The 13,043-nt window shown below is 47.7% G+C and carries 10 protein-coding genes; 6 read left to right on the plus strand and 4 right to left on the minus strand.

Going from position 1 to position 13,043, the window contains the following annotated elements; genetic code table 11:
- Window positions 1-97 precede the first annotated feature (97 nt).
- The 4 genes from C232_RS0107110 to C232_RS0107125 all read right to left on the minus strand — a co-directional run bounded on the left by C232_RS0107110 (window position 98) and on the right by C232_RS0107125 (window position 4,477).
- On the minus strand, window positions 98-1,357 hold the full coding sequence (locus tag C232_RS0107110) for an Nramp family divalent metal transporter (protein WP_018662754.1): 1,260 nt from the start codon (window positions 1,355-1,357) through the stop codon (window positions 98-100).
- A gap of 172 nt (window positions 1,358-1,529) precedes the next feature.
- The gene (locus C232_RS0107115) at window positions 1,530-2,249 is read right to left on the minus strand and encodes a LutC/YkgG family protein (protein ID WP_018662756.1); all 720 of its coding nucleotides are present in this window, start codon (window positions 2,247-2,249) and stop codon (window positions 1,530-1,532) included.
- A gap of 66 nt (window positions 2,250-2,315) precedes the next feature.
- The gene (locus C232_RS0107120; RefSeq protein ID WP_018662758.1) at window positions 2,316-3,743 is read right to left on the minus strand and encodes a LutB/LldF family L-lactate oxidation iron-sulfur protein; all 1,428 of its coding nucleotides are present in this window, start codon (window positions 3,741-3,743) and stop codon (window positions 2,316-2,318) included.
- A gap of 14 nt (window positions 3,744-3,757) precedes the next feature.
- Window positions 3,758-4,477 (minus strand): (Fe-S)-binding protein, encoded by a 720-nt coding sequence (locus C232_RS0107125; RefSeq protein ID WP_018662760.1) that lies wholly within the window; start codon window positions 4,475-4,477, stop codon window positions 3,758-3,760.
- Between the two features lie 362 nt (window positions 4,478-4,839).
- Between C232_RS0107125 and C232_RS0107130 the strand changes: the two genes are divergently transcribed.
- From C232_RS0107130 to C232_RS0107155, 6 genes are all read left to right on the plus strand, one after another.
- Entirely contained in the window at window positions 4,840-6,003 is a 1,164-nt protein-coding gene (locus C232_RS0107130; RefSeq protein WP_018662762.1) for a PucR family transcriptional regulator, read from the plus strand.
- Window positions 6,004-6,111: 108 nt separating this feature from the next.
- A complete protein-coding gene (locus tag C232_RS0107135) occupies window positions 6,112-7,479 on the plus strand; it encodes an aminotransferase class III-fold pyridoxal phosphate-dependent enzyme (protein ID WP_018662764.1) in 1,368 nt (455 codons plus the stop codon).
- A 17-nt stretch (window positions 7,480-7,496) separates the two neighbouring features.
- Window positions 7,497-8,651 (plus strand): iron-containing alcohol dehydrogenase family protein, encoded by a 1,155-nt coding sequence (locus C232_RS0107140; RefSeq protein ID WP_018662766.1) that lies wholly within the window; start codon window positions 7,497-7,499, stop codon window positions 8,649-8,651.
- A gap of 170 nt (window positions 8,652-8,821) precedes the next feature.
- Complete coding sequence (locus tag C232_RS0107145) at window positions 8,822-10,051, plus strand: Zn-dependent hydrolase (protein WP_018662767.1); 1,230 nt, start codon at window positions 8,822-8,824, stop codon at window positions 10,049-10,051.
- Between the two features lie 42 nt (window positions 10,052-10,093).
- Window positions 10,094-11,629 carry an NCS1 family nucleobase:cation symporter-1 gene (locus C232_RS0107150; protein WP_018662768.1) on the plus strand — a complete coding sequence of 512 codons (1,536 nt, stop codon included), beginning with the start codon at window positions 10,094-10,096 and terminating at the stop codon, window positions 11,627-11,629.
- Window positions 11,630-11,686: 57 nt separating this feature from the next.
- A complete protein-coding gene (locus C232_RS0107155; protein ID WP_018662775.1) occupies window positions 11,687-13,042 on the plus strand; it encodes an NAD(P)-dependent oxidoreductase in 1,356 nt (451 codons plus the stop codon).
- Window position 13,043 lies beyond the last annotated feature (1 nt).

Consider the following 13,043-nt stretch of genomic DNA (forward strand, 5'->3'; position numbering starts at 1 on the left):
CTGCCTCCGTAATGGAGGCCAGCCGCTTTTTTCAGTATGAATGAAAACGTGCGGGTCACTTGTGTTTTATCAGTATGCCCTGAATACAGGTGGTAAACTAAATGAAAAATCCAATTAGCTCATTAACCGCGAGGATGATAAACAGGACGACACATAATGCAAGGCCGGTATTTGCCAGCCAGTGGTTGCGGTTTTTTGGGCCTTCGTACTTTTTCGAATTAAGCAGCCACATCAGCGTAATCGCTAAAAACGGCATGAAAAGCGAGCCCAGTGCACCATAAACAATGATTAATCCGACCGGCTTTCCGATGAAATGCAGCAGCATCGGCGGAAATGTCAGCCAGAGCACATAAAATTTGTAGGCCTTTGTTTGGCTCAGCTTTTCATTGGGTATCTTTGATTTGCGCACAGTACGGACAAAATCGGCAAATAAGTAAGAGACGCCATTCCAAACACCGAGGACAGACGTAAAAGATGCAGACCAGAAACCGAGCAGGAACAGCCAGCGTACAAACGGATTCAATTCATTTCCAAGCATTGAGGCAAAAGATACCAGCCCCTGTTCACCATTGATGCTGGCATTGGTGCCATACAGCAGGGCGGCGCCAAGAATAAGCAGGGAGATCGTGAACAGTGCGGTTACAATATAAGCGATTGCCGAATCAACCCGCATCCATTTTACAAAATCGCTGCCTTTCCATTTATGCTCCTGCAGCCAGTAGCCGTAAGAAGCCATGGTAATCGAGCCGCCGACCCCTCCGATTAATCCCAGGGCATAAAAAAGTGATCCGTCTGGAAGTTTTGGTACCGCGGTATGCCACAACCCGTTTAGATCCGGCAGAACAAGGACGGCGGAGCCAACTACGGTGATAAACATCAGCGCAATCAGTATGTTCATGACATTTTCAAATGTTTTAAACCGTCCCCACCATATGAGCGAAAATCCGACCAGCCCGTGAATAACAGCCCAGCCCCAGAGCGGGATTGCCGGAAACATGGCACTCATGGCAAGGGCACATGACGAAGTGGCCGCTGCACCGTAAACAAGTCCCCATATGACCGAGTAGACGCCGAAATAGCCGGTAGCCCATTTTCCGAGTGACTGCCAACCTTCCAGAATGGTTTTTCCGCTTGTCAGGTGCCAGCGCCCGACGCCTTCATTCAGCGTGAATTTTAAAAGTGCACCAATCAGAATGGCCCAGAGAAAGACAAGCCCGTATTTGGACCCTGCCACAAGGGCTGCGACAAGATCGCCGGCGCCGACTCCTGTTGCCGCAACAATCAAACCGGGCCCGATCAAGGCCCTTTTTTGAGAGGTTTGACGGGAGGGCTTTCCGTCCTTTAACACCTGATTCATTTCCATTCCCCCTTGTATAAAAGTGTGAAGTTGAAAGAAAGCACTAAAAGTAAAACTTATCCCCTTTGTGTAGCGCTTTCAATAAAAGTATAGCATATCTATCGTATAAATATTTAAAAAAATAAAAAAACCCGTCCCCGCAAAAAACAGGGAATCGGGTTTTGTTTGCATTTTAACGGTCATTGACGACAATATAAGCCACTTTTACCGGGCCATGGACGCCGACAACGAGATTCATTTCGATATCTGCGGAGTTGCTCGGGCCGGTAATAAAATTGATGCAGGAAGGCACCAGCCCGCCGTTTTTGATTTTTTCGCGGATCTGGATGGCTGCCTGCGTCATTCGCGGCACGATTGAACTTTTTGGAATGACGGCAATATGGGATTTAGGCAAAAGGCTGACGGAACGGCCTCTTTCTTTGCCGCTGAATAGAACGACTGTACCCGACTCGGCAAGGGTAATATCGCTGAAGGTAATGCCGATATTGGCCTTTTCGCATTGTTCGATATTCTTTTCGCCAAGTTCCGGATCCCAGACATGGACATCTGTCTGCATGCTTGGCCAGCCTTCCTCAATCAGCGGTGCAAGCCCGAATTCCTTAAACCGCTCATCATTCCAAAGCGAGATCGGACCGCCCCCGTACATCTCAACTACCTCATTTAGTTTTCCGGGCAGCGTTTTTGTATCTGTTTCAAAAAAGTCTACATGGATACTAAGCGATTGCTGTCTTAAAATTTCAACCAGTTCTTCCTTACTGGCATGCTGCAAAACCTGGTGCTGCGGCTGGAATTGATAAGCAGGGCGGCTGACCCCGGCAGTCACCGGTTTTCTCCCCAGATTTCCCGCAATTTTATTTAAAAACGCTTCTCGGTTATGAATGGTTCCGTTCATTATGCTTGCCTCCTTAAAGTAGGAAAGGGGCGAAAAAAGTTTTTCGCCGCACTTACCAGAATCTGTTTACTTTTTCTTTTTTTCTTTCTCGTGGTCACTGAACCAATCACGGAATGTTTCTTTATTTGGTGCAGGAAAATCGCGCACATCTGTCCAAGGCTTCATCGGTCCCGGGCCTTTATGGATCACATTGTCTTTCAGAAGCGGACGGACGACTTTAGAAGCCATTTTTGCCCCAACACCGTACAGGGCTGGTTTAGAAGCGCCGACTCCAAATGCTTTCATAAGCAATCTTTCAGCGACCGGCGAACGTTTTTCTTTCTCCGCGATAACTTGGCGGTGCTTGATCAGCAGTTCATGCAGCGGAATTTTGACCGGGCAGGCTTCTGTACATGCGCCGCAAAGAGATGAGGCATACGGAAGCTCTTTGTATTTGTCATAGCCGCCTAAAAGCGGGCTCAGTACTGCGCCGATTGGTCCCGGATAAATTGAACCGTAAGAATGCCCGCCGATATTTCTGTATACCGGGCATACATTGATACAGGCTGCACAGCGGATGCATTGCAGTACCGGCTGGAACTCAGTACCGAGAATATCGGAGCGGCCGTTGTCCACAATGACAAGGTGAAACTCTTCCGGTCCGTCGACGTCGCCTTCATCTTTCGGGCCTGTTACAGCCGTGATATAACTGGTTAAACGTTGGCCGACCGCACTTCTTGTCAAAAGGCTGACGAGCACTTCAAACTCTTCGAAAGTCGGGACAAGCCGTTCCATCCCCATGACGGCAATTTGTGTTTTTGGGAGTGTTGTGACCATGTCGGCGTTGCCTTCATTTGTCACAAGCCCGACAGAACCGCTTTCGGCAATCGCAAAGTTGCAGCCGGTAACCCCGACTTCTGCAGCTAGAAATTCTTTCCGAAGCACTTCACGGACAAATTGGGCGAGTTCTTCCGGCTTTTCTGTCCCCGTATAACCCAATTTTTTTGCGAAAACATCGCGGATCTGCTCTTTGTTCTTATGTAAAGCCGGTGCCACGATATGGGACGGATGGTCATCATCAATCTGCAGAATATACTCTCCTAAATCAGATTCCAGGACATTGCAGCCTGCTTCCTTGAGGCAATCGTTCAAACCGATTTCTTCTGTCACCATCGATTTTGATTTAATGATGCGCTTCGCATTTTTTTTCTGGACAACTTCTTTAATATAGTCACTTGCTTCTTTGGCAGTTTGTGCAAAAAAGACATGGCCGCCGCGCTTTGAAACATTCTCGCTTAATTGATAAAGATAAAAATCAAGATTGTTTAAAACATGCTGGCGGATTTCTTCGCCGTGCGAGCGCCAGTCTTCCCAGCTGCCCAATTCGTCGGCCGCAGAAAGCCGGTTCGTTTGCAGGCGTTCCTGCGCGCTCCGGACAGCGCCGCGCATAAAGTCATCTTCAATTCCGTCTTCTACCCGTTCTTTAAATTTCTCATTGCTGATGGTTAAACCCATTCCTTTTCACCCCTTTAGTCTCTGCTGTTTAATACTTCAGCAATATGCATGATTTTTATCGGTTTACCTTTCCGGTCCATCCGGCCTCCGATATTCATCAGGCAGCCGCAGTCGCCGCCAATCAAATAATCCGCGCCGGTTTCTTCCACATGTTCCACTTTTTCATCGACCATTTGCTCGGAGATTTCGCTCATTTTTACAGAGAATGTTCCGCCAAAACCGCAGCATGATAATGCGTTCGGCAGCGGAATAAATTCAAGGCCGTGCACGTGTTTTAATAGTTTCATAGGTGCATCTTTGACACCGAGCAGGCGCGTCATATGGCAGGATGGATGATAGGTTGCTTTTCCATGTAAGCTGGCCCCGACATCCTCCACTTTTAACACGTCTACCAGGAATTGTGTAAATTCATAGGTTTTAGCTGCCAGTGCTTTCGCTTTCGGTTCCCATTCCGGGTCACCTTTGAAAACGTTCGGGTATTCTTTAAACATGTAGGCACACGAGCCGGACGGCGATACGACATAGTCTGCATGTTCAAAGGCTTTAATCATTTGTTTCATCGCAGGCTTGGTATCTTCCAAATAGCCGCTGTTATATGACGGCTGGCCGCAGCAAATCTGGCCCTTTGGGAAATCAACTTCGCAGCCCTGCCTTTCCAATACTTCTACCATTGCTTTTCCAACGTCTGATTTAAACATATCGACAAGGCAAGTAATGAATAGACTAACTTTCACAGTTTTCACCTTCTTAGAAATTTAAAAGGGTTCATGATGGTTTAAGTCATCTGATGACCCGATTAAAGTAATTATACTCCTTGTAGTGAAAACATTGCAATGCCTGAGTTCATAAATTCGCCATATTTGAAAGCCTTTTCTTTTATTTTATAAGTGTTCAAGTTTTTTTGCCACTTTAATGGGCGAAAAAACTTGCTGCATCCTGAAAATGCACTGATTTGTTTGGAAAAATAATTACTTTCAGATAATAGATTTACTTTTAATGTTCATCACTTTAAGATAATAAACAGAATGCCGCTTTTAACGGGCAGACCATATTTTTCCGCACAGCCCATCATTTCATTTACAAAGGGGATGGAATTATGATCACTTTGGAAAAACTGATTGAATTGCCTGCTTTTAACCGGATTGTGCTTGTAGCCGGGAAGGAAGGGGTAAGCCGGGCTGTTACCGGGGTTAATGTAACGGAGAGTTTGGACTGGGCTGATTTTTTCAGGCCGAACGAGCTGATCGTGACTACCGGCATCAGCATGGATGGTGATCCGGTAAAGTTGTTGGAAATGGCGGAGTTTGCATTGCATCGGCGGGCAGCCGGTATTGTCATCAATACAGGCCCGTATATTCAGGAAATCCCGGCAGCCATTCTGGATTTTGCCGATGAACATCAGTTTCCGGTATTTCAAATGCCCTGGGAATGCCGGGTTGCCGATTTTATCAAGTTTACCGTCCAGTTTTTAATGAGGGAACAGGTTGAACAGACACACGCGCAGCAAATCCTCAATGACCTGCTTTTCCACCCGGGTATGAATCATGAACAGATTCTGAACGAGCTTTCCAAACTTGGTTTTGGGGAAGATGCGGATTATGGCATTATCGTCTGCACAAAGGCGGATGAACAGCAGCCCGATATGCTGCCGTTCCAGCAAACCATTGAAGAGGTCTTCGGTAACAGATATGAACAATATGTGTCCAGCGTTTATCAGGATCAAATCATTTATTTGGTAGACCGTTCAAAGGTACGGACGCCTGATATTCCTTTTTCGAAAACCGCTGAAAAAATCCAGGCCAGCATCTTGAAACGGGATATGGAAAATTTGTTGGTGGGGATGGGCAATTTTTACCGGCAAATCCCTGATATCCATAAAAGCTACCAGGAAGCCAAAATGGTGATCCAGCTTGCAAAACGGCAGGCGGTTCCGCCAATCTGCAAATATAAAGAAATCGGGGCATACAAAATCATTATGGAAGTAAAAGACCGCAAAATCATTGAAACCTTTCATGATGATATGCTGGAAAATCTTTACCGGTATGATGAATTGCACGAAACCGATTATGTTCATTTTCTTAAAATTTTTCTTGAAGAGGACGGACAGACGGCGAAAATCAGCCGCAGGGCGTTTATCCACCGCAACACGGTCCTTTATAAAGTGAAGAAAATCGAATCCATTTTAGATGTGGATTTAACGCGGAATTTTACAAAAACCAATCTTTTGCTTGCCTTTATGATTGAGGACATCCTGCAGTAAACATGTGCAATTGCACAACATATTTTGTTTAAATCATCATTTAATTCAGTCAATTTTGCTTTTATAATGAAACTATCATATTCGTGATAGAAATGGAGCTGACGATCAATGAAACAGGTGGATGTGCCGCAAATAAAGCTGAACGATCAGCAATATGTCATGCATTCCTGGTCCAGGCAAGACCATGCAGGCTCACCGGTTATCACAAAAGCGAAAGGCATTTTTTTCTGGGACGATCAGAACCATAAGTACTATGATATGTGTTCCCAGCTCGTTTATTTAAACGTCGGCCACCAGCATCCGAAATTGCTGGAAGAATTTAAGCAGATCGGCGAGTATCCGCTCGCAGCGCCCGCTTTTGCAAGCGCCCCGAAGTCGGAACTTGCCCGCAAAATTATTGAAGCAGCACCGGGCAATATGGCGAAAGTGTTTTTTACAAACGGCGGGGCCGATTCCAATGACCATGCGGTGAAAATCGCAAGGATGGCTACCGGCCGTTATAAAATTTTTTCCCGGTACCGTTCTTACCATGGCGCTACGTTCGGCGCAGGCAATCTGACAGGTGAAAACCGGCGCTTTACCGTTGAACCGGGTATCCCCGGCTTTGTAAAGTTTGAAACGCCTTACCTGTACCGAGAAATGCTGCAATTTGAAAGCGATGAAGCGGCTTCCGCATTTTATCTGGACCGGTTGCATCGTCAAATCCAATACGAAGGCCCGGACCAGATTGCAGCTGTTTTTCTTGAACCGATCCCGGGCTCTAACGGTGTCCTGATTCCGCCAAAGGGCTATTTGGAAGGTGTGCGCGAACTGTGTGACCGCTACGGCATTTTGATGATCTGCGATGAAGTGATGACTGGTTTTGGGCGCACGGGAAAAATGTTTGCAGTCAGCCACTACGATTTTGAACCGGATATAATCACCTTCGCCAAAGGGGTAACAAGCGGCTACAGCCCGCTTGGTGGCGTTATACTCAGCCGGGATGTTGCGAAATACTTTGACAAAAATATTTTTATGACCGGTTTAACGTACAGCGGCCATACGGTATCCACCCAAATCGGCTGCGCGGCAATGGAGATTTATCAAGAAGAAAATCTTATAGAAAACGCGCACGCGGTCGGGAAGGCGCTGGCAGAGCGGCTGGAGAAACTGAGAAATTATGATTCTGTCGGAGATGTCCGCCATATTGGATTATTTGCAGCCGTCGAACTGGTAAAAGACAAACAGACCAAGGAACCGCTGAGTGCATACGGCATGGATTACGGCAAAGACAAATTCGGCCTCATGAAAAAGTTTACCGGCATACTGGCTGAAAAAGGTTTCTATACGTATTCGCATGAATCCAGTGTCATCATCGCACCGCCTTTAATCATTACGGAACAGCAGGTAAATGAAGCCATGGATCTTTTTGAAGCGGCACTCGGCGAGTTTGAGAAAAATGATTTGTTCCCGGGAAAAACACTAATCGCTAAATAAAGAAAGGAATTGGACTTATGGAAGATTTCTTCTACAAACAACCCGTCCCGATTGACTTTGGAGCGGGGAAAATCAGGAAACTGCCTGAAATCATCAAGCAATTCAATGGAAAGCGGGGAATTTTAATCAGTGCGCCTTCTATGGTCCGCAACGGGATTGCACAGGAGATCCTGGATCAGTCGGAAGAAAAAATTACTGTTGTTTTTTCTGATATCCAGCCGAACCCGACCGTTAAAAACACGGATGATTGTGCAGCAAAGATCCGCGAAACCGGCGCGGACTTTGCAGTAGCCCTTGGCGGGGGAAGCATTCTGGACTGTGCGAAAGTGGCATGTTTTACGGCCTGCACCCCGTACAGTTCAGCCGATTATCTGTTTAAGCAACGGCCTGTAACCCAACCCGGCATTCCGATGATCGCCGTTCCGACAACATCCGGCACAGCCAGCGAGGTAACAAACGTGTCGGTTCTGACCGATACGGAAAGGCGGATGAAGGCGCCGCTTTCAAGTGAATTCTTCTATCCGGCTTACGCGCTTGTTGATCCTGAATTAACTTTGACCTGTCCGCCGCGTGTCACGGCTTCAAGCGGCCTTGATGTCCTTGCCCACTCCTTAGAGGCTTATTACGGCAAAAAGCACCAGCCTTTTACAGATATGGCGGCTGAACACGCGGCATCACTAGCGTTTCAATACCTGCTGAAGGCCTACCATGAGCCGGACAATCTTGAAGCACGGGCTAAAATGAGCGAGGCTTCTGTTACGGCAGGGCTTGCTTTTAATATGACCCAGACGGCGGCGGCCCACGCCTGTTCATACCCGCTGACCCAGGATTTTGGGGTGGTTCACGGGGAAGCCTGTGCCTTCACCTTGCCCTCATTTTGGAGGCTTAACAGCGAGGAGGGCCCCGAAGCAGAGCGCCTGCAAACCTTCAGCCGGCGCCTCGGGTTCAAAGATGCAGAGGCTCTGGCCGGCTGCATTGACGAAATGAAAAAAGAAATGGGAATGATTATGACGCTTGAGGAAGCAGGTGTGGCGACCGGGGAGGACCTGGACAGCCTTGTCGCCGGCAGCTTTGCTCCCAATATGCTTAATAATCCAGTGAAGATGACAAAAGAAAAACTGAAGAAACTGTACAGCCGATTATCGGGCACTACTGTGAACTATGGTTCATAACGGGCATGATTTGGCATTCGCTCCGGTGAATGTCAGATTTTTTAACAATATTTATCTGAAATTTGGTATAAGGCGAAATTTTTTGGAATTGATATATAAGCGGGAATTTTAAGGGGGTGATGCATCTCGGGCATTGAAAGATCTTTTAAAAAAACAGGAGGGATGGCTGAATGCAGCAGCAAAAAGTTTTGATTCAAGCGGAAAGATTACAGGAAAGTTTGGAGAAGTTTTCAACATTCGGAAGGACACCGGCTAACGGCGTGACGAGATTATCCCTTTCAAAAGAGGACATTGCAGCCCGTGATTATTTCGTTGCTTGTTGTAAAGAAATCGGCATGGAAGTAAAATTTGACGACATGGCCAATATTTACGCCGTCATGCCTGGTACTGAGAACAAGCCGCCGGTGGTCATGGGCTCCCATCTTGATACAGTTAAAAAAGGCGGCCGCTTTGACGGGGTTCTCGGTGTGGCCGCAGCATTGGAAGTAGCCCGTACCTTGCATGATACCCATATCAAACCAAAAGCCCCCTTTATGATTGTAAATTTCACCAATGAAGAAGGGGCAAGATTTGAACCGGCAATGATGTGCTCCGGCGTCATCTCCGGTAAATTCGATCAATCCGTGATGCTTAAAAGCCGTGATGAAGATGGTATATCTTTCGGAGAAGCACTGGCAGCCAGCGGTTATGCCGGAGATGCCAAAAACCGTTTAAAAGAAGCGTCCGCGTTTCTTGAAATGCATATCGAGCAAGGTCCGGTCCTCGAAAGTGAAGGCAAACAAATCGGGGTGGTCGAAGGTGTTGTCGGTATGGTTAATTATGAGATTGAAGTCACAGGGGAGTCGGATCACGCGGGAACTACGCCGATGGGAATGCGGAAAGATGCACTGTTTACCGCAGCCGATATCATTTCCATTCTTCGCAAACAATTAAATCAGCTTGACCCGGCTCTTGTTTACACGATGGGAAGGATGAATGTCTACCCCAATATTCATACGGTCATTCCGAATAAAGCCGTGTTCACGCTGGAAGCCAGACACCAGGATCCTGAAGTTGTGGCGCAGGTCGTGGAAGCAATCAAAACCCTGCCGCAGGAAATGTCAGGTTGTACCATTTCCTCGAAAAAATTATGGTCCCGCGAGACGGTTGTTTTTGACAAAAGCATCGTCAGCCAGATCGAAAAATCGGCGCAGTCCCTCGGGCTTTCGAGCAAAAAAATGTACAGCGGCGCCGGGCATGATGCGCAGTTTATGGCGAGTTACCTGCCGACAGCCATGCTCTTTGTCCCGAGCATCAACGGAAAAAGCCATTGTGAAGAAGAACGTACAACCTATGAAGACTGTGCATGCGGTGTAAATGTTGCGCTCGACACCGTGCTTGCCCTTCTGGAAAAAGTATAACCGGGTACCCTTTAAACATTTGAATGGAATGGAGGGAAACGGATGAAATCACAAATTGAAGACAAAGGCATCGTCACATTAACAGCTGAGGCAGTTGATCAATTACAAGACAGCAGCCTCTGGAATGATGACCTGCGGCCGACGACAAAAGAAGAACACTCCTGGAAAGGAAGAAACTTCGCGGCGCTGTGGATCGGGATGTGCCTTGTGATTCCTTCCTATACGATGGCAAGCGGGATGATCGCATTGGGAATGAACTGGTGGCAGGCGCTTTTGACCATTTTTCTTGGAAACTGCATCGTGTTGATCCCGATTCTGCTAAACGCCCACGCAGGCGCCAAGTTTGGCATCCCTTACCCGGTGTTTGCCCGGCTGTGGTTTGGTTCAAAGGGGGCGCATATTCCAGCATTGGCACGGGCAATCGTCGCTGCAGGCTGGTTCGGCATTAACACATGGATTGGTACAACGAGTATTGACGCTTTGATGTCCCGTGTTTTTTCGGGCTGGTCAGGCATCCCGTTTCACACCGGTATCGTCTTCATTTTCTTCTGGGGGTTAAATGTCGGCATCGGCATCAAAGGCCCGCAGGCAATTAAATGGCTGGCCACCATTGCGACACCGGTAGTCGGGATCTCATCTATTATTCTATTTATCTGGGCAGCAACAAATATTAACGGCTGGGGCCCGATCTTAACGGCACCGAGCAAATTCCAGTCAACTGGCGCATTTCTGGCGGTGTTTTTCCCGGCGTTAACCGGCGTGATTGCATTCTGGGCGACATTAGCGCTTAATATTCCGGACTTTGCCCGCCATGCTGTGAGTCAAAAGTCAATGATGGTTTCCCAGTCACTCGCACTTCCGATTACGATGACAGTTTTCTCGTTTATCGGAATCTTTGTCACATCCGCAACCGTAGTGATTTTCGGGCAGGCATTGTGGCAGCCGGTTGAATTATTGGCAAAATTTCCAACGTATATTGTTTTCCTCGGCGCCATTGTGATCGTAATTTCATCCATTACGATCAATGTCGGAGCAAACCTTGTGGCACCTGCGCGGGCAGTAGAAAATTTATGGCCGCGACGAATTACCTTTGCAATCGGTGCAGTGATAACAGGACTATTTGCAATCGCGATGCAGCCCTGGTATTTGATGTCCAATTTCCAAACGCTTATCTATGGTTTCCTTGGCGGCTACGGCGCGCTTCTTGGCCCGATTGACGGAATAGCCATCGCGGATTACTGGATTGTCCGGCGCAAGCATTTTGCTTTAAAAGAACTGTACCAAAAAGACGGGCGTTACAGCTACTCTTCCGGCTTCAATAAAAGCGGCATTTATGCGATGTTAATTGGAATTGCGGTTCCGTTACTTGGCCTCGCTGTTCCGGTGCTGGGCTTTTTATGGGACAATGCATGGACAGTCGGGCTGCTGATCGCGATTGGGGCCTACAGCTTTTTCATGCGCAACGACCCAAGCCTTTTAACGAAAGAAGAATATGAAGAGATGACCGTTTTTGCCGGCCAAAAGGAAAAAGGCCGGGGTATTCCGGCAGCTGTGGCGGAACAAAGCAACCAAATATAAGAAAAATGAATCGTGTTATGTGAAAAGATTACCAAGCCAATAAATGGAGGTGTTTGAATGGAATCTTTGGCGTCTGGGTCAACATTAAAATTTTCAGAGGTCAGACGGGATTTAACAACACAGGAGGCGGTGGAAGAAGCAAACCGCTGCCTTTACTGCTACGATGCGCCCTGTACAAAAGCGTGTCCGACCGGCATCCCGGTTCCTTCTTTTATTAAAAAAATTGCGTCGGGAAATCTGAAAGGATCTGCGCGTGTCATTCTGGAAGCGAATCCGATGGGGGCAACCTGCTCCCGTGTCTGCCCGACCGAGGAACTGTGTGAAGGTGCCTGTGTCCTCAACGAACTTTCACTTCCTATCATGATTGGTGATCTGCAGCGGCATGCCACCAATTGGGCGATGCAGGCGGATCAGCCGCTCTTTCGAAAGGGCAGCCCGAATGGGAAGCGGGCCGCCGTTATTGGAAGCGGTCCGGCCGGTTTATCCGCGGCAAGGGAACTTGCCCGGTTCGGTTATGGTGTAACGGTTTATGAAGCAAAGGAAAAAGCGGGCGGCCTTGATACATATGGCATTGTGCCATTCCGCCTGCCCCAGGAAATTCCGCTGTGGGAAGCGGAACAAGTGAGAAAGCTGGGGGTTGATCTGATCACGAATACAACAATCGGCGAAGATATCGCTGCAGAAGAAATCCTATCCGGTTATGATGCTGTTGTGCTGGCAGCCGGAATGGCGGGAGTGCCTTTTCTCGGTATTCCTGGTGAAGATTATAACGGTGTGTATGACGCCATCGAGTTGATTGAGGATATAAAAGAATCCCGGATTACTGATCACTTTTCCGGAAAGCGTGCCGTTGTGATTGGCGCCGGCAACACGGCGATTGATGCGGCCACCTGTCTGAAACGGCTGGGGGCTGCTGATGTAAAGATTATCTACCGCCGTACTGAGATGGAAATGACGGCCTACAAGAGCGAATATGCATTTGCGAAGCAGGACGGTATTGAGTTCAGATGGCTGGCGCAGCCGAAAGAAATTATCGGCAATGTATATGGCAATGTATCTAAGCTTATCTGTGATCGTGTAGAACTGGGCGATATGGATGAATCAGGCAAGCGCAGGATCACAGTTGTGGAAAATGCCCAATTTGAAATAGAGGCGGATGTCATTGTAAGGGCAATCGGGCAAAAACGCCGCAGGAAACTGATTGATGCATTCGGCCTTGCGCATGAGCGGGGTGTTGTAAAGGTAGATCCAAACACCTATCAAACATCAAATGAAAAAGTGTATGCAGCCGGCGATGTAATATTTGGCACCGGGAAAACTGATGCAATGGTGGTCAGTGCGGCTGAGCAGGGAAAACAGACCGCATATGCCATTCACCGGCAATTGCTGCAACCTTTATTGGAGGAGGTTTAAT

The organism is Heyndrickxia acidiproducens DSM 23148, from assembly GCF_000374345.1.
Classification (GTDB): domain Bacteria; phylum Bacillota; class Bacilli; order Bacillales; family Bacillaceae_C; genus Weizmannia; species Weizmannia acidiproducens.